This is a genomic window from Streptosporangium sp. NPDC001559 (assembly GCF_042893955.1).
In the GTDB taxonomy this organism is placed as follows: Bacteria; Actinomycetota; Actinomycetes; order Streptosporangiales; family Streptosporangiaceae; genus Streptosporangium.
This window is the reverse complement of record NZ_JBIAVG010000009.1, coordinates 73,875-93,978: the sequence shown is the minus strand read 5'-3', so window position 1 is coordinate 93,978 and position 20,104 is coordinate 73,875. Positions and strand designations below refer to the sequence as shown.

Genomic DNA, 20,104 nt, shown 5'->3' with positions numbered 1-20,104 from the left:
GGAAGCCGCCGCCCGAGCCCGGGCGGCGGCTTCCAGCCGTCTTACGAGGTCACCGGGACGTTCGTCAGGCCGTTGCCGCCCGTCACCGTGTTGCTCGCGTGGACCGTCGTCTCGCAGCCGGGGACCTGGTTGGTGACGTTGATCGCCAGCCGCCGGTCACCGGTCGCGCCCGTCAGGTCCGAGACGTTGTCGCGGAAGACGGTGCCGCAGCCCCACCCGGGCCGCTGGGTGTGGGTCTCGTACCCGTTGTTGGTGGTGTTCCTGCCCACGTTGCCCTGGACGAGGACGTCGTTGCCCTTCACGTCGACCCAGGAGTCGTCGTAGTTGGCGCCGGTGAGCCCGCCGCCGTCGAAGGTGTTGCCGACGATCCTGGCGCCCGTCGTGCCCTCCTTGATGTCGACGTTCTCACCGCCGACGTCCGGGCCGATCGTGTTGCCGGCGATCTCGATGCGGTCGCTGTTGTCGGACAGGGTGTTGGCCGTGCCCACGTACACGCCCTCCCCCATGCCCCGGCCGTCGTTGCCGGTGTCGTAGATGGTGGAGTTCCTGATGACGCCGTCGGTGCTGGAGTTGCGGAAGTGCACGCCCTCCATGTCGAGGTCGTGCACGGTGACGCCGTCGATGACGACGCCCTTCGCCGCGTCGATCATGATCCCCTTCTGGCCGCCGGTTATGGTGACGCCGGTGACGGTCCAGTAGGAGGCGCCGTTGAGGTGCAGGCCGTAGCCGCCGCCCGCGGTGAGGACCGCCCCGGGAGAGCCGGTGATCGTGATGCGGGCGTCGGGCCTGGCGGCCACGGTGGCCTTGAAGTTGCCCGTGTATCTTCCGTCGGCGAGCCGGATCGTGTCACCGGGCAGGGCCGTGCTCAGCGCCGCCTTGAGCCCCGAGGCCGTTGACACCGCGACAGTCCGGCCGCCACCAGGAGACGGCGTGGGAGATGCCGTGGGGGACGACGAGGGTGACGCTGTGGGCGACGGGGAGGCCGTGGGTGACGCCGTGGGGGACGGCGAGGGAGTGGCCGTGGCGGCGGTCAGCTCGACGGCGGAGACCGTGGCGTGGTTGGCTCCGCCGTTCGCGCTGAACTGCAGGTTCAATCGGCCGTCGGTGACCGCGACGGTGAAGGAGCGGTCGCACGCCGTGAGCCTTCCGCAGTTCGCGTAGATGTCGAAGGCGCTGAGCGCGGTCACCCCCTCGGCCCTGACGTCGAAGCGGCGCTGCCCCGCCGCCGTGGCCCAGTCCTCCACCATCTTCAGGGTGACCCGGTAGGTGCCGTTGGGCAGGTCGAGGGCGTAGCCCGCCCCGCCGCCGAAGGCGTTGTAGGTCTGGTACAGCGCGTCGTCGGCGGTGCCCTCGATGGGAGCCGAGATCCGGCCGCCGCCGTAGCGGATGTCGTATCCCCGGTCGGCCTCCCAGAGGTTTCCCGAGGAGTCGGTGAGGCCGGGCCCGTTGGCGTCGATCCGGATCGGGAGGGCGACCGTGGCGTCCGCCTGGACGGCGGCTCCCAGCGGGAGCAGCAGGGTTCCCGCGACGGCCAGAGCCCCGATGAGTCGGTGTCTCATGTGGTCTTTCACGTCCTTCAGGCTGAAAGGGGGGTGGATGAGGACGCATTGCGATGCGGACACAGGGTAACCCCGGTGAAGTCCGTGGGATCAGCGCATCCGCAGGGCCAGCAGGAAGTCCACCCGCTCGTCCAGGGAGGTCAGCGACCTGCCGGTCAGCTCCTCGATGCGCTTGAGCCGGTAGCGCAGCGTGTTGACGTGGACGTGGAGCCGGTCGGCGGTCGTCGCCCACGCGCCAGACTCCTCAAGGAAGGTCTCCAGCGTCTCCAGCAGGTCCGTCTGGTGGGCGGCGTCGTACTCCTCAAGCGGACCCAGCAGCCGGGTCCTGAACGAGCGCCGCAGTTCCCCGGGGATGGCGGCGATCAGGGAGCGGTGGGAGCTGACGTCGGCCCCGGTGATCGCCGAGACCCGGCCCTCACCCAGCTCGGCCAGCGTGCGGGCGTGCCTGGCCTCCTCGATCAGGCCGCTCAGCGTGGCCGGGCCGTTGGTCACGCTGCTGACGCCGATCGTGATCCTGGCCTCGCCGAGCCCGGCCTCAAGCGTGGCCGCCCCGGCCAGCAGGTGCGCGGTCAGCTCGTCCGCGGTGTTGCCCGCCAGCGGCACCAGCGCCACGGCGTGCCGGTCCGCGGCGGTCGCCACGCCGGGCGCCAGCGGGCGCAGCAGCTCGTCGAGCACCGCGACCCCCACCTCATCCGCCCGGTCGATCCCCTCCACGGCCAGCGCGACGGCCAGCAGGCCGTGCTCGGTCTCGATGTGCAGGGTGTGCAGCCGGGAGACCACCCCGGGAAGGTTCGCGTCGCCGGAGGCCAGCAGGTCCAGCAACTGGTCGAGGACCCGGCGCTCGATGCGGTGGGCCGCCTCAAGACGGGAGCGTTCGAGCGCCACCAGGGCGGCCAGCTCGACGACCAGGTCCTCGTGCTCGCCGCCCGCCCGCACCTGCTCACCCGCGTAGGCCAGGAACCAGTTGGCGATCCGGTGCGGGGCCCCCTTGCTGACCGGGAAGACCGACAGCACGGTGCCGTCCGGCTGCGGTGCCGTACCGGGCAGGAAACGGGCGGACAGGAACGCCTGCGCCAGCCGCCCACCGGCCCCCTCGGGCAACGGCTGCGAGCCGACGACCACCCGGCCCGTCGCCGAGAGCACCCAGCAGGGCACGTCCAGCTCCCCGGCGACCGTGGTGACGACCTTGCTCAGGCTGCCGCCGTCGACAAGCGTGCTGGCCAGCCTCCTGCGCGGGCCGTACGGCCTGCTGGGGGCGACGGCGCCGTACTCCTCGATCAGGGCGCGCAGCACGTACTCGGTGAGCGTGCCGAAGGAGACCTCGACGCCGAGGGCGAGCAGCGGCAGTCCCGCCTCGGCGCAGGCGTCGACGAGGTCGGCGGGCGGCACCTTGAGGGCGGTGCCCGAGCAGAGCGCGGCGACCCTGGCCTCGACCAGTGCGGCCACGAACCGCCTGGCGGAGCCGGGCCCGTCATGCCAGGTCAGCTCGGTGAGGACCAGCTCCGCGGGCTTGAGGAAGCGGCCCGGCTCGATGAGGTCGGTGGTCGCGACGCCACGGACCCTGCGGTCGAGCAGGTCGTGACCGGTGAGGACCTTCAGCCCCAGGTGATCGACCTGGCACAGGTCCCGCAGGCGCATACCTGTAGGTTAACCGCCGCTCAGATCGGCCACGACTCCCGCCGCCACGCGGCGTCCCAGAACAGCCACTCGTAGCGCGCGGTGGTCAGCGCGTGCTCGCACAGTCGTGCCCGGTCGGCCTCGGGCAGCGTCGCGGCGACCTCGTCGAGCAGGTCGAGCACCCCGGCGACGGTCTCCTGGTAGTGCTCACCGCCGTAGGTCTCGATCCACCAGGCGTAGAGCGGGTCCGGCGAGGACTGCTTCAGCAGCGCCTCACCGACCCTGGCGTAGATCCAGTAGCAGGGCACGATCGCGCCCAGCGCCTCGGGGAAGGTCCCGAGGTGGCAGACGCGCAGCAGGTAGGAGGCGTAGCCGACGGTCGTCGGGGCGGCCCCCGCCCGGCGCGCCTCGTCCCGGTCCAGGCCGAAGGCGCCCAGCAGTTCGACGTGCAGGCTGTGCTCGACCTCGACCGTGCGCGCGCAGTCGGCGGCGAAACGCTGCACCGCCGCCGGATCGGCCGCCTTGACCCCGCACGCCGCCAGTGCCCGCGCGTAGTCGGGCAGGAAGTGGGTCTCCTGCACCACGAAGTGCCGGAAGACCTCGCGCGGGAGCGTCCCGTCGGTCAGCCCGGTGAGGAAGGGATGAGCCAGGATGCGGCCGTAGACACCGTCGACCACCCGCCACAGCTCATCGCGAAACCGGCTCACACCAGCGATGCTATCCGCCCGGCCCGGCGGGAGCGTGCCACCGTCACAGAGGCCCGCCCGGTACGGCGCGCCCTCACAGGAGCCTGCGCATCACGACCCGGGGCGCAAGCTCGATGCCCAGTTCCCGTTCGTGGACCACCAGCGCGGCCAGCTCCGGCCCCCACTCCTCCTGCCCCAGTACGGCGAAGCCCCGCCGGGCGTACCACGGCGCGTTCCACGGCACGTCCCTGAAGGTCGTCAGCGTCACCGCGGCCGCCCCCTCGGCGAGCGCGTGCTCGCAGACGGCTTCGAGAAGGCTCCCTCCGGCGCCCCGCCGCCCGTGGGCCGGGTGGACCGCCAGCTGGTCCAGGTGGACCTGGCCGTCCACCCAGCCGATCATCGCGAACCCGAACGGCGGGTCGCCGACGACCAGCACCCGTGCCGGGTCACCGGCCTCCTCGACCATCGTGGTCCCCGGCGGAAAGGTGATGCCGACCTGGGCGAACACCCCGTCTGCCGCGATCTCGACCTCGGCCAGGCCCGGCAGTTCCGCTGCGCTCGCCCATCGGACGTCCGTCATCCGGCTAGAGGTCCAGAAGGTGTTCGAGGCCGACCGTGAGACCCGGCGTCTCACCGACCCGGCGCACGCCGAGCAGCACACCCGGGGTGAAGGAGGCACGGTTCATCGTGTCGTGGCGGATGGTGAGGATCTCGCCGTCACCGCCGAGGATCACCTCCTGGTGGGCGATCAGCCCGGCCAGCCGTACCGCGTGGACGTGGACGCCGTCCACGTCGGCTCCGCGGGCTCCGTCGAGCTCCGCACTGGTCGCGTCGGGCATCGGCCCGACCCCGGCCTTGCGGCGCGCCTCTGCGATCAGCTCCGCCGTACGGCGGGCCGTGCCCGAGGGGGCGTCCGCCTTGTTGGGGTGGTGCAGCTCGACGATCTCGGCGGAGTCGAAGTAGCGGGCCGCCTGCTGGGCGAAGCGCATCATCAGGACGGCCGCGATGCCGAAGTTGGGGGCGATCAGCACGTTCACGCCGGGGTTGTCGTCGAGCAGGCCACGCACCCGGGCCAGACGCTCGGCGTCGAACCCGGTGGTGCCGACCACGGCGTGGATGCCGTGGGAGACGCACCAGGCCAGATTGTCCATGACGACGGCCGGGTGGGTGAAGTCGACCACCACCTGGGCGCCCTCAAGCTCCTCGATCGGGTCGTCCTTGTCGACGGCCGCGACGAGTTCCAGATCGTCGGCCGCCTCGACGGCCTTGCACACTTCGATGCCCACGCGCCCTCTGGCGCCGAGAACTCCTACCCTGATCACCCGGTCAGCCTATCTCCACCGGTGTGACCGGCCGTCGCGCAGGGCGGCCGGTCACACCGGTGGAAGCTCAGACCAGGAGCGGGGCAAAGTCCCGGTCGGCGTAGGGTCCGACGACCGCCAGGGTCATCGGGCGCCGCAGGATCTCCTGGGCCACGGCCTGGATGTCGTCGAGGGTGACGCCCTCGATGCGGCCGAGCACCTCGTCGACGGACATCAGGCGGTCGTGCACCAGCTCGCTCTTGCCCAGCCTGGACATTCGCGACCCGGTGTCCTCAAGGCCGAGCACGAGGCCGCCGCGCATCTGCCCCTTGCCGAGGACGAGCTCCTCCTCGGTGATGCCGTGCGCGACCACCTGCGCCACCTCGGCCTGCGCCACCTTGAGGACCTCGTCGATCTTGGGCGGCAGGCAGCCGACGTAGACACCGAACTGACCGGTGTCGGCGTAGGCGGAGGTGTAGCTGTAGGCGGAGTAGGCCAGTCCCCGCTTCTCCCTGATCTCCTGGAACAGCCGAGACGACATGCCGCCGCCGAGCACGGCGTTGAGCACGCCGAGGGCGAAGCGGCGCTCGTCGTTGCGGGCCAGGGCCGCGGTGCCCAGCACGAGGTTCGCCTGCTCCGTCGTCCGGTCGAGGACCGTGACGCCGGAACGGTAGGGAACCTCCGCGCCGCCCACGCGGGGCGGGGCGTGCCACTCCTCGCCGCCGAACGCGCCCGCCCGCTCGTAGGCGGCCGCGACCAGTTCGACGACGTACTCGTGGCTGACGTTGCCCGCGACCGCGACGACCGTGTGCGAGGGCAGGTAGTAGCGGTGGTAGTACTCCGCGATCCGGTCACGCGACAGCGCCTTGATCGACTCGACCGTCCCGAGGATCGGGCGGCCGACGGGCGTGTCGCCGTACAGGGCGGCGGAGAACTGCTCGTGCACCACGTCCGAGGGATCGTCGTCGTGCATGGCGATCTCCTCCAGGATCACGCCACGCTCGGCCTCGACGTCCTCCGGGGTGATGAGCGAGGAGGTGATCACGTCGGCGAGGACGTCCACCGCCAGCGGCAGGTCCTCGTCGAGGACCCGCGCGTAGTAGCAGGTGTACTCCTTGGCGGTGAAGGCGTTGATCTCACCGCCGATGCCCTCGATCGCCGCGGAGATCTCCAGGGCGTCCCGCGTGGGGGTCCCCTTGAACAGCAGGTGCTCAAGGAAGTGGGAGGCCCCCGTGTGCTCGGGGGCCTCGTCCCTCGATCCGATGCCGACCCACATGCCGACCGCGACGGAACGCACGGTCGGCATGGACTCGGTCACCACCCGGAGCCCACCGGGGAGGACGGTGCGCCGCACGACTCCGGCACCGTCTTTGCCGGGGTGCAGAGTGGTGGTCGTCACGAGTTGCGGTCTTCCCCTCCACGGCTCGCACCGCTGCTGCGGGTGCGGGTACGGCGGCGCGGGGCGGCGTCCTCACGGGGCCTGTCCTCGGCGGGCGCCGGGGACTCGTCCCCGTCGGCTCCGGACTCGGCCTTGGCCGCGGCCTCCTTCTCGATGACCTCGACCGGGACCAGGGAGAGCTTGCCGCGCGAGTCGATCTCGGCGATCTCCACCTGGATCTTCTCCCCGACGTTCATGACGTCCTCGACGTTCTCGATGCGCTTGCCGCCGTGCAGCTTGCGGATCTGGGAGACGTGCAGAAGACCGTCCTTGCCCGGCATGAGGGAGATGAAGGCACCGAAGGCGGCGATCTTGACGACCGTGCCCAGGTACCGCTCGCCGACCTCCGGCATGTGCGGGTTGGCGATGGCGTTGATCGCCGACCTGGCCGCCTCGGCGGACGGGCCGTCGGTGGCGCCGATGTAGATGGTTCCGTCGTCCTCGATCGTGATCTCGGCGCCGGTGTCGTCCTGGATCTGGTTGATCATCTTGCCCTTCGGGCCGATGACCTCGCCGATCTTGTCGACCGGGACCTTGATCGTGATGATGCGCGGAGCGGTGGCGTTCATCTCCGCCGGGGAGTCGATCGCCTCCTGCATCACGTCGATGATGGCCAGACGGGCGCCCTTGGCCTGCTTCAGCGCCGCGCCCAGGACCGAGGCGGGGATGCCGTCGAGCTTGGTGTCGAGCTGCAGGGCCGTGATGACGTCCTTGGTGCCTGCGACCTTGAAGTCCATGTCGCCCATGGCGTCCTCGGCACCGAGGATGTCGGTCAGCGTGACGTACTGGTCGCCCTCGTTGATCAGGCCCATCGCGATGCCCGCGACGATGCCCTTGAGCGGGACACCCGCGTCGAGCAGCGACATGGTCGAGGCGCAGACCGAACCCATGGAGGTCGAACCGTTGGAGCCGAGCGCCTCGGAGACCTGACGGATCGCGTAGGGGAACTCCTCGCGGGTCGGCAGGACCGGCAGCAGCGCCCGCTCGGCGAGCGCGCCGTGGCCGATCTCGCGGCGCTTGGGCGAACCGACGCGGCCCGTCTCACCCGTGGAGTAGGGCGGGAAGTTGTAGTTGTGCATGTAGCGCTTGGTGCGCTCCGGGTTGAGCGTGTCGATCATCTGCTCCATGCGGAGCATGTTGAGGGTGGTGATGCCCAGGATCTGGGTCTCACCACGCTCGAACAGGGCCGAACCGTGCACCCGGGGCACGACGTGGACCTCGGCGCTGAGCTGCCGGATGTCCTTGACGCCGCGGCCGTCGATGCGGATGCCCTCGGCGATGACCCGCTCGCGCATGAGCTTCTTGGTCAGCGACCGGAACGCCGGGCCGATCTCCTTCTCGCGGCCCTCGAAGTCGGGGGCGACCTTCTCCAGGGCCAGCGCCTTGACCCGGTCGAGCTCGACCTCGCGCTCCTGCTTGCCCGCGATGGTCAGCGCGGCGGCCAGCTCGCTCTTGACCGCGTTGGTCACGGCCTCCAGGACGTCGTCCTGGTAGTCGAGGAAGACGGGGTACTCGCTGACCTCCTTGGCCGCCACCTTGGCGATCTTGGACTGGGCGTCGCAGAGCACCTTGATGAACGGCTTGGAGGCGTCGAGGCCCTGCGCCACGGTCTCCTCGGTCGGCGCGACGGCGCCCTCGGCGACGAGCTTGAGCGTGTCACGGGTGGACTCGGCCTCGACCATCATGATGGCGACGTCGCCGTCCTCGAGGACCCGGCCCGCGACGACCATGTCGAAGGTGGCGTTCTCCAGCTCGGAGTGGGTGGGGAAGGCCACCCACTGGCCCTCGATCAGGGCCACCCGCACGCCGCCGATCGGCCCGGAGAAGGGCAGCCCGGCGAGCTGGGTGGACAGGGACGCGGCGTTGATCGCGACCACGTCGTAGAGGTGGTTGGGGTCGAGCGCCATGACGGTGGCGACCACCTGGACCTCGTTGCGCAGGCCCTTGACGAACGACGGGCGCAGCGGCCGGTCGATCAGACGGCAGGTGAGGATGGCGTCCTCGGAGGGACGGCCCTCACGCCGGAAGAACGAGCCGGGGATGCGGCCCGCGGCGTACATGCGCTCCTCGACGTCGACCGTGAGCGGGAAGAAGTCGAAGTTCTCCTTGGGCGACTTGGACGCCGTGGTCGCGGACAGGACCATCGTCTCCTCGTCGAGGTAGACGACGGCGGAGCCTGCCGCCTGGCGCGCGAGCCTGCCGGTCTCGAACCGGATGGTACGCGTGCCGAAGGAGCCGTTGTCGATTACGGCTTCACTGCTGTGGACACCCTCCACGGGGACCTCCTTTGATCGGTCGCCCGCGTCCCCCAGGCACGCGTCTCGCGCCTGGGTCGTCTTTTCCTGCCGGCTCCCCGTAGGTGCAGCGCCGGTCTTCGATTGAAGCGCCCGGTTCCGTACGGCTGATGCCATGATGACCGGGGGCCACTACCGAGGACCGGCCCTCCGACGCCGTGGGGCGCGCTTGCTGTGCGGACGCGGGGCACTGTCTCGGCTATTCAGTTTGCTCACACCGGGGGTGTCTTCATGGCGCGACGCGCCGACACCCCCCGTATGAGATGAAGGGAGCGGCGCGAGCGCCGCTCCCCGGTTGACCTATCGGCGCAGGCCGAGCCGCTCGATGAGCGAGCGGTAACGCTCGATGTCCTTGTTCTGCAGGTACTTCAGCAGCCGGCGGCGACGGCCGACGAGCAGCAGCAGGCCGCGGCGGCTGTGGTGGTCGTGCTTGTGCAGCTTCAGGTGCTCGGTGAGCTCGCTGATGCGCTTGCTCAGCAGCGCGATCTGCACCTCGGGGGAGCCGGTGTCGGCCTCACCCTTGGCGTACTCTCCGATGATCTGCTTCTTGGCGGCGGTGTCGAGCGACACGTCTCTCCTCGGACTCTGCGGGCACGCGGGTATACAGGTGCCCGAACGACCGTGCGTGCCTACAGTCGCCGTGGCGGGTCAGCGCCCGGGGTGCGATACCACCGGTTACAGAGCTGACACGCCAGATTACCACCGGGCCGGACGGACGCGCACATCCCACGCGCCCGGCGGGACACCGGAGCCTTTACGGCGTTTCGCGGGTGATGCGACGGGCCTCGTCCACGTCGGCGCGTATCTGCTCGATGAGCTCCTCGACCGAGTCGAACCTGAGGTTGGCGCGCAGTCGCCGCCCGAAGTCGACGGCCACATGGGCACCGTAGAGATCGAGGTCGTCGCGGTCGAGCGCGTAGGCCTCGACCGTGCGCGGCACCCCCTCGAAGGTGGGGTTGGTGCCCACGGAGATCGCGGCGGGCCAGCGCTCCCCTCCGTAGACGGCGGGGAGATTGCCGTTGGAGACCCCCTGCAGCCAGCCCGCGTAGACGCCGTCGGCGGGGATCGCGGTGTGCTCGGGCGACTCGACGTTCGCCGTCGGGAAGCCGAGCTGCCTGCCCCGCTGGTAGCCGCGCACGACCACTCCCTCGACACGGTGCGGACGGCCGAGCGCGACGGCCACGGCCTCCATGTCGCCCGCGCCGAGCCGTTCGCGGATGAGCGTCGAGGAGATCGCCTCCCCGTTGCTCACCAGCGGAACCGCCTCCGCGACGAAGTCGTACTTCTCACCGAGGGTCTGCAGCGTCTCGACGTCGCCCGAGGCCTTGTGCCCGAAGCGGAAGTTCTCCCCGACCACGACGCCCGCCGCGTGCAGCCGGTCGACCAGCACGGTCTGCACGAACTCGTCAGGGCTCATGTGGGAGAAGTCGAGCGTGAACGGCAGCACACAGACCGCGTCGACGCCGAGACCGGCGAGCAGCTCGGTGCGGTGCCTGCCCGTCGTCAGCCTCGGGGGGTGCGTGCCGGGGCGCACGACCTCCTCGGGATGCGGGTCGAAGGTCACCACCACCGAGGGAAGGCCGAGCCTCCCCGCCAGCGCCACGGCGCGGGCGACCATCTGCTGGTGCCCCAGGTGAACCCCGTCGAAGACGCCGATCGTGACGACGGACCTGCCCCAGTCTTCGGGCACGTCGTCCAATCCGTGCCAGGCTCGCACCGTGACCTCTTCCCGTTGTAGCGGATCGATCCCTAAAGCCTGCCATGTCTCCCCGGCTTCGCTCCAATCGGGGAGCCCGGTGAAGCGAACAGAAGATCCTTTTTACCGGCCGCCGGGTCGTGTGACGCGGGAACAGGCCCTGAACCCGGCGTGTGCCCGGTCGCGGAGCGTGACTCCAGCCGGCCGGTGAGGGCGCCGACCGTGAATTTCTCCGGCCCTCGCCACCCCTCGGAGCCCCGGGCCGGTCGCGACCGCGTCCGGGTGAGCCCGCGGGGGTCAGGGCACGAAAACCGCCAGCGACCTGGTCAGCTTCCCCCGCTCCTCGACCAGGGCCAGCAGCGTGCCGTCCGGCCCGAAGACCCCGATCGGCCCGTCGCCCAGCCCCGCCGCGGGCAGCCTGCCGCCGTGCGCGACGAGACCGGCCTCCTGCTCGGTCACGTCACGGCGCGGGAAGGCCGCCGCGACCGCCTCCGCCATCGGCAGGATGACGCAGTCGGCCGCGAGCCGTTCGATCGTGCGGGCCGCCGACAGGTCGTACGGCCCGACCCGGGTACGCCGCAGGGCGGTCAGGTGGCCGCCGACGCCGAGCGCGGCCCCCAGGTCACGGGCGAGCGCCCGGATGTAGGTGCCGCTGGAACAGGTCACGGAGACGTCCACGTCGAGCAGGTCCCCCTCGCGCCGGATGTCGAGGATCTCGAAGGCGGAGACGGTGACCGGCCGGGCCTCCAGTTCGACCTCCTCGCCCGCCCGCGCCCGCTTGTAGGCCCGTTCGCCGTTCACCTTGATGGCGCTGACCTGCGGCGGGACCTGCATGATGCGCCCGGTGAGGGCCGCGACGCCCTTGCCGACCTCCTCGGCGGCGATCCCGGCGGCCGAGGCCGAGGCGACGATCTCCCCCTCGGCGTCGTCGGTGTTGGTCGACTGACCGAGCCTGATCGTGCCGTCGTAGCCCTTCTCGGTCAGCGCCAGGTGCCCGAGCAGCCTGGTCGCCTTCTCCACCCCGATCACCAGCACCCCGGTCGCCATCGGATCGAGGGTGCCCGCGTGCCCGACCTTCCTGGTGCCCGCGATGCCGCGCATCTTGCCGACCACGTCGTGCGAGGTCCACCCGGCGGGCTTGTCCACGATGATCAGTCCGCTCGGCGGCGGGGTGCGCTTGACGCGAGCCGTGCTCATGGGAGTCCTCATCAGGAGAAGAGCTGTGTGAGAAGAGGCCGCGCCGGCGGCACGGCCCGGAAACTACAGGAGGGCGCGCAGGCTCTCCATCGTCTGCTCGACCGGCAGGTGGGAGGTGAACCCGGCCGCCCGCGCGTGCCCGCCCCCGCCGAGCGCGGCGCAGACCCGCGCGACGTCGACGGCCCCCTTCGAACGGGTCGAGACCTGCCAGGCCCCGTCGTCGTCCTCTTTGAGGATCACGGCCACGTCGGCCTCGTCGGTCCGCCTGACCACGTCGATGATCCCCTCGACCTCGTCGTAGGGCAGGTCCTGGGCGACCCGGTCCTGCCTGGTGACGAACGTCCAGACCAGTCCCGGCCCCGTCGAGGGTTCGAGCACCGCCCGGTCGAGCGCGGCGCCGAGCACCTGGAGATAGCCGAACGGCGAGCGGTCCCACAGCTCCCTGGCGATCTCCTCGGGGTTCAGGCCGGTGGCCAGCAGCCTCGCGGCCATGGCGTGCGCCCGCGGCGTGGTCGAGGAGTGCCTGAACGATCCGGTGTCGGTGACCAGCCCGGCGTACAGACAGGTGGCCACCCGCCTGCCGATCGGCAGGCCAAGCCGTACGAGCAGTTCCTCGGCGAGCACGGCGGTCGCCGCCGCCTCGGGATCGACCAGGTTGAGCGTGCCGAATCCCGTGTTGGAGGCGTGGTGGTCGACCACGACCAGTTCCCTGGCCTTGCCCGCGTTGGCGGCCAGTGTGCCGAGCCGGTCGACGATGGGGACGTCGAACGTCATCATCAGCTCGGGCATCGCCGGGTAGGCCCCCGGCTCGACCAGCAACTCCTGACCGGGCAGGAAGCGCAGCAGCCGGGGAACCCGGAACCTGCGCTCCCCGAAGGAGGCCGTGACCCGCTTGCCCTCCGCGCGCAGCGCCATGCCGACGGCGAGCATCGAGCCGAGCGCGTCCGCGTCGGGCGAGATGTGGCAGGCCAGCGCCACCTCGTCCGCGGCCGAGACAAGCTCGACGGCCCGGTCCCAGTCACGCTCCGGCACCGGGCCGCTCTCACGCGGGTCGGAGGTCACGTCGCGGGGCGTCCCGCCTGCTCGGCCGGCTCGTCCTCGTCCTCCTCGGAAAGGTCGTTCTCCTCGGCGGGCTTGCGGTACGGGTCCGCGTCCCCCGCGTGCTCCGCTCCGGCGGCCCGCTTGGCGATCTCGGCGTCCCTGACCTTCGCCTCGGCGAACAGCCCGTCCAGGTGGCGGGCGCTGTCAGGGAGCGGGTCGTGGGTGAACGTCAGCGTCGGCGTGTGGCGCAGACCGGTCTGACGCCCGACCTCGGACCGGATGAGCCCCTTGGCGCTCTCCAGTGCGGCCGCCGAGTCAGCCCGCTCCGCCTCGGAGCCGAACACGGTGTAGAACACCGTGGCCTCGCTCAGGTCATTGGTGATCCGAGCGTCGGTGACGGTCACGAAGCCCAGCCTCGGGTCCTTGATCCGACGCTCCAGCATCTCCGCGACCACCTGCTGGATACGGTCGGCGATCTTACGTGCGCGTGCGGCGTCCATATTCGCTCCCCCCTTCTCACAGTAACGACCGGGCACGACAACTCCGCGACCGGTCGTTCCGTGCTAGTCCTCGTCCTCGTTGTAGAGCCGTTGTCTCGCCGACAACAGCTCGATCTCCGGGTGGAAGGCGATCAGTCGCTCGCAGTCGTCCAGCACCGCACCGCAGTTGGACGCGGTCGCGGAGACGACGGCGATCCCGATCTCGGTACGGCGGTGCAGATCCAGATGGCCGGTCTCCGCGACGGCCACACCCGGGAACCGTCGCTGCACCTCGGCGATGATGGGACGCACCACGGAGCGCTTCTGCTTCAGCGAACGGACGTCGCCGAGCAGGATGTCCAGTGTCAGGGCACCTACATACATTGGTCAGTCACCAACCGCGGCTCCGACGCACGCCGTCCGGCCCGGGACCGCCACCGGCTCCGGGAGCCGCCCACAGTGTGGGCGGCTCCCTCGGCCGTGACGGTGCCCGTGCCGGACCGGTGGCGTCAGACGCGCGGCTTCTCCCGCATCTCGAACGTCTCGATGACGTCGTCGATCTTGATGTCGTTGTAGCCGACACCGATACCGCACTCGTAGCCCTCACGGACCTCGGTCGCGTCGTCCTTGAACCGGCGCAGCGAGCTGACCGTGAGGTTGTCGGAGATGACGACACCGCCACGGATGATCCGCGCCTTGCTGTTCCGGACGATCGTGCCCGAACGGACCAGCGCACCGGCGATGTTGCCGATCTTCGGCACCTTGAAGACCTCGCGGACTTCGGCGGTGCCCATCTGGACCTCTTCGTACTCGGGCTTGAGCATGCCCTTCAGGGCCGCCTCGATCTCCTCGATCGCCTGGTAGATGACCGAGTAGTAGCGGATGTCGACGCCCTCGCGCTCGGCCAGGTCGCGTGCCCGGACCTCCGGGCGCACGTTGAAGCCGATGATGACGGCGTTGTCGTCCGCGACCGCCAGGTTGACGTCGTACTCGGTGATCGCACCGACGGCGCGGTGGAGCACCCGCAGGCGCACCTCGTCGCCGACGTCGATCTTGAGCAGCGCGTCCTCAAGGGCCTCGACCGAACCGGAGACGTCACCCTTGATGATGAGCTTGAGCTCGTCGACCTGGCCCTTCTCCATCTCGCTGAAGAGCTCTTCGAGCGTACGGCGGCGGCCGGACCTGGCCATGTCCGCGATGCGCTTGCGAGCCGCCCGCTGCTGGGCGATCTGCCGGGCCATCCGGTCGTCGGTGACGACGATGAAGTTGTCACCGGCCCCCGGCACCGCGGTCAGACCGAGCACCTGAACCGGGCGAGACGGGTCGGCCTCGTCGATCAGCTTGCCGTTGTCGGCGACCATCGCCCGGACGCGGCCGAAGGCCTCGCCACAGACGATCGAGTCACCGACGCGGAGCGTGCCTCGCTGGACCAGCACGGTCGCGACCGGGCCGCGGCCCTTGTCGAGGTGCGCCTCGATGGCGACGCCCTGGGCGTCCATCGTCGGGTTGGCCCGCAGGTCGAGCTCGGCGTCCGCGGTGAGCAGGATGGCCTCGAGCAGCTCGTCGATGCCGGTCCCGTTCTTGGCCGAGATGTTGACGAACATCGTGGTGCCGCCGTACTCCTCGGCGACCAGGCCGTACTCGGTGAGCTGGGCCCTGACCTTGTTGGGGTCCGCGCCCTCCTTGTCCACCTTGTTGACCGCGACCACGATCGGCACGTCGGCCGCCTGGGCGTGGTTCAGCGCCTCGATCGTCTGCGGCTTCACACCGTCGTCCGCCGCGACGACCAGGACGGCGATGTCGGTCACCTTGGCACCACGGGCACGCATGGCGGTGAACGCCTCGTGACCCGGGGTGTCGATGAAGGTGATCCTCCGGTCCTCGCCCTCGTGCTCGGTGGAGATCTGGTAGGCACCGATGTGCTGGGTGATGCCACCGGCCTCCCGCGCGACCTCGTTGGTGTGCCGGATCGCGTCGAGCAGCTTGGTCTTACCGTGGTCGACGTGACCCATGACGGTCACCACCGGCGGACGCGCGACCAGGTCGCCCTCGTCGCCCTCGTCCTCGCCGAACTCGATGTCGAAGGACTCGAGAAGCTCGCGGTCCTCCTCCTCCGGGCTGACGACGAGCAGGTTGTAGTCCAGCTCGGCGGCCAGCAGCTGCAGAGTCTCCTCGTTGACCGACTGCGTGGCGGTCACCATCTCGCCGAGGTGCAGCATGATCTGCACCAGGGACGCCGGGTTCGCGCCGATCTTGTCGGCGAAGTCCGCCAGGGAGGCGCCACGCGAGAGACGGATCGTCTGACCGCCACCACGGGGAGCCTGCACGCCGCCGATCGCCGGGGCCTGCATGTTGTCGAACTCCTGGCGCCTCTGGCGCTTGGACTTGCGACCACGGGTCGGACGTCCGCCGGGACGGCCGAAGGCACCCGCCGTACCGCCGCCACGGCCACGGCCACCGCCGCCACCGGGACGACCGGCGAAGCCGCCGCCACCGCCACCGCCGGGACCACCGGTTCCGGTGCCGGGACGACCCGCGCCACCGCCACCACCGGGACGACCCGCGAAGCCGCCGCCACCGGGACGACCACCGCCGCCGCCGGGACGACCGGCACCGCCACCGGGACGACCGCCGCCGGGGGCACCGGGACGACCGCCGCCGGCGGGAGCCGGACGGCCCTGGGGCATCATCATCGGGCTGGGCCGGGGGCCGCCGGGACGCGGACCACCCGCGCCCGCGCCGCCACCGGGACGGGGGCCACCCGAGGGAGGCCCGGGACGCGGACCGCCGGGACCGGCCTGACCCGCGCGCGGAGCGCCGGGACGAGGCCCGCCGTCACGCTGGCCCTGCTGCTCGCGGGGCCCGCGGTCCTCACGCGGACCGCCGGGACGCGGACCCCTTTCGGAGCCGCCGCCCTCACGGCCGGGACGCGGCGGACGGGCCTGGCCCATGCCGCTGGCGTTCGAGGAGAACGGGTTGTTGCCGGGGCGCGGCCCCGGACGCGGGCCGGGACGCGGACCCGGCTTGGCACCGCCCGCAGCGGGGGCACCCTGACCGGGACGAGCGCCCTGACCGCCACCGGGACCGCTGGAAGGACGGCCCTCGGTACGGGGGGCGGGTCCCGGACGCGGACCCGGACGCGGACCCGGCTTGGGGCCGGGGGCGGCGGGACGGGGTGCCTCGAACCTCGGCGGCTGGACCGGCGGGGGCGGCTGCTGAGGCTGTGCCTGCTGCTGAGGCTGTGCCTGCTGGGGCTGGGGAACCGGCGGGGCCTGAGGCGCGGGGGCCGCGGGACGTGCCGCGGCGGGACCCGGCCTGGGGCCCGGCTTGGGAACCGGTCCCGGCTTGGGAATCGATGCCGGCGACGGAGCGCCGTTTCCGGCCTGGCCTCCGGCCGGCCGGGGTGCCGCCTGCGGCGGCCTGGGCGACCTGTTGCCGCCCCTGTCGGACGAACCCTTGGGGGGACCGCCCAAAGCTTCCGTGAGCCTGCGGACTACCGGTGCTTCGATAGTCGAGGACGCCGAACGCACGAACTCGCCCATCTCTTGGAGCTTGGCCATGACGACCTTGCTCTCCACACCGAACTCCTTGGCGAGCTCGTATACCCGGACCTTCGCCACTGCACTCCCTTACTCGGCCCGGGAGGCTGTGCCGCCGGACCGTCGTTACGTAGACGTACTCATCGCCGCATGCTCATCAGGCGCTCATAGCTATCTGACCAGCCCATCAACTCGGCGTCCTACATGACAGTTGGCAACCATTTCACCCGTTCCTTTCGGAGTGGAGCCCTTCCAGATGTTCTCGCACTCGCGAGACGTCAAGCGGGGCCGCGGCACGAAACGCGCGCGGAAACGCTCGGCGACGCTCGGCGAGATCGAGACAGCTCAGGGAGGGATGCAGTGAAGCACCACGCCCTTGGAGCCGTCGTCGCAGGTCAGGGACGATGACGCCCTCGACCACCACCAGGCGGAGCAGCTCGGAGGAAACCGTGCGAACCCGACAGCCCACACAGGTTCTCAGTGGGGCCGCCCGGTCACCATATTCCAGCTTACCGTGTAGACGCATCTGCGGAACCGGCCGCATCCCCCGCTTGTGTATCGGGACGGATGTCGATGCGCCATCCGGTGAGGCGATTGGCCAGCCGGGCGTTCTGCCCCTCCTTGCCGATGGCGAGGGAGAGCTGGTAGTCGGGAACGATCACACGGGCCGCGCGCCCCTCGGGGTCGATCACCTCGACGTGGGAGACACGGGCAGGCGAGAGGGCGTTGCCCACGAACTCCGCCGGGTCCTCCGACCAGTCGATGATGTCGATCTTCTCGCCGTGCAGCTCGGCCATGACGTTGCGCACGCGCGAACCCATCGGGCCGATGCAGGCTCCCTTGGCGTTGACGCCGGGGCGCCGGGAACGGACCGCGATCTTGGTGCGGTGACCCGCCTCGCGGGCGATCGCCGCGATCTCGACCGTGCCGTCGGCGATCTCCGGAACCTCCAGGGCGAAGAGCTTCTTCACCAGCCCGGGGTGGGTCCGCGACAGCGTCACCGACGGCCCCTTGTGGCCCTTCTTGACCTGGACCACGTAGCAGCGGATGCGCTCGCCGTGGACGTACTCCTCGCCGGGCACCTGCTCGTTGTGCGGCAGCACCGCCTCGATCTTGCCGAGGTCGACCAGGACGACCCTGGGGTCCTTGCCCTGCTGGATGACGCCCGCGACGAGCTCACCCTCACGGCTGGCGAACTCGCCGAAGTTGATCTCGTCCTCGGCGTCCCTCAACTGCTGGAGGATGACCTGCTTGGCGGTGGTCGCGGCGATGCGGCTGAAGTTGCCCGGGGTGTCGTCGAACTCCCTGAGCACCTCCCCGCTCTCGTCGTCGAGCTCCGCGGCGAAGATGGTCACGTGCCCTGACTGCCTGTCGAGCTCGGCACGGGCCTTGGCCGCGGCCCCCTCGCTCCGGAAGTACGCGATCAGCAGTGCGTCCTCGATCGCCTTGACGACCAGGTCGAAGGAGATGTCCTTCTCCCGCTCCAGGCTGCGCAGGACGCTCATGTCGATGTCCACGAGGCTCCCCCTTAGCCTTCGTCGCCGTCTTCGCCGTCGTCTTCGGCGTCGTCAAACCGGCGGAATTCCACCTGCACCCGTCCTCGGGCCAGGTCCTGATAGTCGATGCGGCGGGGCACGCCGTCGACGTCGATCTCTACGCCGGTCTCGTCCGTGGCGACGATCCGGCCCTCAACCAGCGTGCCGTCCCGCAGGTCGGCCTTGACCAGCCTGCGCACCGCGCGGCGCCAGTGACGCGGCTCGGTGAGCGGCCGGTCGACCCCGGGAGAGGAGACCTCAAGCACGTACGGCGTCGCGCCCATCGCGTCACCGTCGTCCAGCGCCGTGGAGACGGCGAGGCTGACCTCGGCGACGTCGTCCAGGCTCACGCCGCCGTCACGGTCGACGATGACACGCAGCAGACGCCGCTTGCCCGCCGGTGTGACCGTGACGTCCTCCAGGTCGAGCCCGAAGGAGCAGGCGACAGGTTCCAGCAGCTTCATCAGGCGGTCGCGGGATGTGGCGCTGCCCATGCCGACCTCCCATTGTCACGATCTAAGCGGGCGGACCTCGCCCTTGCGGTTCACCAGCCTATCCACACCGGGGCGTGGAAAGAGCGCCACTCGGTGTGGCGAAGCCGTCCGAGAAACGCGGTGATTGTGATTCCAAGCCCGTACGATGCTAGATGCGTCAGCAGCCACATCCATAACCGGAGGTCGTCCGTGCGTTCCGTCTCCCGGCGCTCCCTGCTGCGGGGCGGCGCTCTCGGAGTGGCCGCCGTGACCGCGGCCGGATGCGCCACCGGCAGGCCCGTGTCCTCGCCCTCGCCCACCGCCGAGCAGCTGGACCCGGAGATCATGCTGATCAGGCAGCTCATCGCGGGCAAGGAGCGGACGATCGCGCTCTACTCCTCGGCCGCCTCCGACAGCCTGACGCCCTTCAGACGGCGGCACGAGGCCCACCTCGCCGAGCTCCGTCGCCGGCTTCCCCGCGAGAGCGCGCCCGCCTCTCCCTCGCCCTCGGGGGCTCCGGCGGCCTCGGCCTCCCCGGGAGCCTCGGAAACCGCCGGACCGGACCCCCGGAAGGCGGTCTCCGTCAGGAGTCTGCGCGACATGGAGCGTGAGTCGGCGGCGCTGCGACCTCGTCAGCTCGACGGGGTCTCCCCCGCACTGGCCCAGCTGATCGCCTCCATGGGCGCCTGTGAGGCCGCGCACGCCCTGGCCCTTTCGAGGCCGCTGTGAGGCGCCAGGGCCTTGAGACGGCCCTGGCCGCCGAGCACGCGGCCGTCTACGCCTACGGGGTCATCGGCGCCAGGACCACCGGCTCCCTGCGCGCGACCGCGACCGCCGCCTTCAACGCGCACCGCGCCCGCAGAGACCAGCTGCGCGCCCTGATCACCGCGTCCGGCGGCGTCCCTGTCGAGCCCGACGCCGCCTACCGGCTTCCGGTCACCCCCTCGACCCCCGCCCAGGCCGTCGAGCTCGCCACGCTGGTCGAGCGGGGCGTCACGGCCGCCTACCTGGAGCTCACCGCCTCCTCCGACACCGCTGTCCGGCGGATGGCCGCGCTGGCCATGCAGGAGTGCGTCACCCGCTCCTACGCTCTGCGCCCGGAGATCGAGACCTTCCCCGGCATGCCCACCGCCCCCGCCCCGACCCCGACCGTCTCGGGTACCCCCGGCACGCCGTCCTCCTCCGTCCCGCCGTCCTAGACGCCCGCCCCGTACGGCACGGCCTCACGGGCACGCCGAAGAGGCGGGCC

The 20,104-nt window shown here is 70.9% G+C and carries 19 protein-coding genes; 2 read left to right on the top strand and 17 right to left on the bottom strand.

Annotated features, from left to right (window positions below; translation table 11 throughout):
- Window positions 1–41: 41 nt before the first annotated feature.
- From ACFYY8_RS20965 to rimP, 17 genes are all read right to left on the bottom strand, one after another.
- Complete coding sequence (locus ACFYY8_RS20965; protein ID WP_390043259.1) at window positions 42–1,559, bottom strand: malectin domain-containing carbohydrate-binding protein; 1,518 nt, start codon at window positions 1,557–1,559, stop codon at window positions 42–44.
- Window positions 1,560–1,649: 90 nt separating this feature from the next.
- On the bottom strand, window positions 1,650–3,197 hold the full coding sequence (locus tag ACFYY8_RS20960; protein WP_390043257.1) for a PucR family transcriptional regulator: 1,548 nt from the start codon (window positions 3,195–3,197) through the stop codon (window positions 1,650–1,652).
- A 20-nt stretch (window positions 3,198–3,217) separates the two neighbouring features.
- Window positions 3,218–3,883 (bottom strand): thiaminase II, encoded by a 666-nt coding sequence (gene tenA / locus ACFYY8_RS20955; protein WP_390043255.1) that lies wholly within the window; start codon window positions 3,881–3,883, stop codon window positions 3,218–3,220.
- A 73-nt stretch (window positions 3,884–3,956) separates the two neighbouring features.
- Entirely contained in the window at window positions 3,957–4,442 is a 486-nt protein-coding gene (locus ACFYY8_RS20950) for a GNAT family N-acetyltransferase (RefSeq protein ID WP_390043253.1), read from the bottom strand.
- Between the two features lie 4 nt (window positions 4,443–4,446).
- Window positions 4,447–5,184: a 4-hydroxy-tetrahydrodipicolinate reductase gene (gene dapB / locus ACFYY8_RS20945; protein WP_390043251.1), complete on the bottom strand. Its 738-nt coding sequence runs from the start codon at window positions 5,182–5,184 to the stop codon at window positions 4,447–4,449.
- 67 nt (window positions 5,185–5,251) lie between these two features.
- Complete coding sequence (locus ACFYY8_RS20940) at window positions 5,252–6,562, bottom strand: M16 family metallopeptidase (protein WP_390043249.1); 1,311 nt, start codon at window positions 6,560–6,562, stop codon at window positions 5,252–5,254.
- On the bottom strand, window positions 6,559–8,877 hold the full coding sequence (locus ACFYY8_RS20935) for a polyribonucleotide nucleotidyltransferase (protein WP_390043247.1): 2,319 nt from the start codon (window positions 8,875–8,877) through the stop codon (window positions 6,559–6,561). Before ACFYY8_RS20935 ends, ACFYY8_RS20940 begins: the two co-directional genes overlap by 4 nt.
- A 318-nt stretch (window positions 8,878–9,195) precedes the next feature.
- Window positions 9,196–9,465, bottom strand: a complete 270-nt coding sequence (gene rpsO, locus ACFYY8_RS20930; RefSeq protein ID WP_352008454.1) for a 30S ribosomal protein S15 — start codon at window positions 9,463–9,465, stop codon at window positions 9,196–9,198.
- A gap of 184 nt (window positions 9,466–9,649) precedes the next feature.
- Window positions 9,650–10,612 (bottom strand): bifunctional riboflavin kinase/FAD synthetase, encoded by a 963-nt coding sequence (locus ACFYY8_RS20925; RefSeq protein ID WP_390043244.1) that lies wholly within the window; start codon window positions 10,610–10,612, stop codon window positions 9,650–9,652.
- A gap of 276 nt (window positions 10,613–10,888) precedes the next feature.
- Window positions 10,889–11,788 (bottom strand): tRNA pseudouridine(55) synthase TruB, encoded by a 900-nt coding sequence (gene truB, locus ACFYY8_RS20920; protein WP_390043242.1) that lies wholly within the window; start codon window positions 11,786–11,788, stop codon window positions 10,889–10,891.
- Between the two features lie 63 nt (window positions 11,789–11,851).
- On the bottom strand, window positions 11,852–12,850 hold the full coding sequence (locus ACFYY8_RS20915; RefSeq protein ID WP_390043240.1) for a bifunctional oligoribonuclease/PAP phosphatase NrnA: 999 nt from the start codon (window positions 12,848–12,850) through the stop codon (window positions 11,852–11,854).
- Window positions 12,847–13,329 carry a 30S ribosome-binding factor RbfA gene (gene rbfA / locus ACFYY8_RS20910; protein WP_390043238.1) on the bottom strand — a complete coding sequence of 161 codons (483 nt, stop codon included), beginning with the start codon at window positions 13,327–13,329 and terminating at the stop codon, window positions 12,847–12,849. Before rbfA ends, ACFYY8_RS20915 begins: the two co-directional genes overlap by 4 nt.
- A gap of 63 nt (window positions 13,330–13,392) precedes the next feature.
- On the bottom strand, window positions 13,393–13,692 hold the full coding sequence (locus ACFYY8_RS20905; protein WP_352008449.1) for a DUF503 domain-containing protein: 300 nt from the start codon (window positions 13,690–13,692) through the stop codon (window positions 13,393–13,395).
- Between the two features lie 125 nt (window positions 13,693–13,817).
- The gene (gene infB / locus ACFYY8_RS20900) at window positions 13,818–16,928 is read right to left on the bottom strand and encodes a translation initiation factor IF-2 (RefSeq protein WP_390043235.1); all 3,111 of its coding nucleotides are present in this window, start codon (window positions 16,926–16,928) and stop codon (window positions 13,818–13,820) included.
- Between the two features lie 142 nt (window positions 16,929–17,070).
- Entirely contained in the window at window positions 17,071–17,373 is a 303-nt protein-coding gene (locus ACFYY8_RS20895) for a YlxR family protein (protein WP_390043233.1), read from the bottom strand.
- Complete coding sequence (nusA, locus tag ACFYY8_RS20890; protein WP_352002912.1) at window positions 17,357–18,364, bottom strand: transcription termination factor NusA; 1,008 nt, start codon at window positions 18,362–18,364, stop codon at window positions 17,357–17,359. Before nusA ends, ACFYY8_RS20895 begins: the two co-directional genes overlap by 17 nt.
- An 11-nt stretch (window positions 18,365–18,375) precedes the next feature.
- Window positions 18,376–18,876 (bottom strand): ribosome maturation factor RimP, encoded by a 501-nt coding sequence (gene rimP / locus ACFYY8_RS20885; protein ID WP_390043231.1) that lies wholly within the window; start codon window positions 18,874–18,876, stop codon window positions 18,376–18,378.
- A 189-nt stretch (window positions 18,877–19,065) separates the two neighbouring features.
- Here rimP and ACFYY8_RS20880 point away from each other — a divergent pair, with 189 nt between their 5' ends.
- Together ACFYY8_RS20880 and ACFYY8_RS20875 are read left to right on the top strand one after the other, a co-directional pair.
- On the top strand, window positions 19,066–19,584 hold the full coding sequence (locus ACFYY8_RS20880; RefSeq protein ID WP_390043229.1) for a hypothetical protein: 519 nt from the start codon (window positions 19,066–19,068) through the stop codon (window positions 19,582–19,584).
- Window positions 19,581–20,054 (top strand): ferritin-like domain-containing protein, encoded by a 474-nt coding sequence (locus ACFYY8_RS20875; RefSeq protein ID WP_390043226.1) that lies wholly within the window; start codon window positions 19,581–19,583, stop codon window positions 20,052–20,054. Before ACFYY8_RS20880 ends, ACFYY8_RS20875 begins: the two co-directional genes overlap by 4 nt.
- Window positions 20,055–20,104: the final 50 nt, after the last annotated feature.

Excerpts from the sequence above, each read along its gene's own strand:
- ACFYY8_RS20965 (WP_390043259.1), bottom strand. The coding sequence starts at position 1,559 with ATGAGACACCGACTCATCGGGGCTCTGGCCGTCGCGGGAACCCTGCTG.
- ACFYY8_RS20960 (WP_390043257.1), bottom strand. The coding sequence starts at position 3,197 with ATGCGCCTGCGGGACCTGTGCCAGGTCGATCACCTGGGGCTGAAGGTC.
- ACFYY8_RS20950 (WP_390043253.1), bottom strand. The coding sequence starts at position 4,442 with ATGACGGACGTCCGATGGGCGAGCGCAGCGGAACTGCCGGGCCTGGCC.
- truB (WP_390043242.1), bottom strand. The coding sequence starts at position 11,788 with ATGAGCACGGCTCGCGTCAAGCGCACCCCGCCGCCGAGCGGACTGATC.
- rbfA (WP_390043238.1), bottom strand. The coding sequence starts at position 13,329 with ATGGACGCCGCACGCGCACGTAAGATCGCCGACCGTATCCAGCAGGTG.
- ACFYY8_RS20905 (WP_352008449.1), bottom strand. The coding sequence starts at position 13,692 with ATGTATGTAGGTGCCCTGACACTGGACATCCTGCTCGGCGACGTCCGT.
- ACFYY8_RS20895 (WP_390043233.1), bottom strand. The coding sequence starts at position 17,373 with ATGCGTCTACACGGTAAGCTGGAATATGGTGACCGGGCGGCCCCACTG.
- rimP (WP_390043231.1), bottom strand. The coding sequence starts at position 18,876 with ATGGGCAGCGCCACATCCCGCGACCGCCTGATGAAGCTGCTGGAACCT.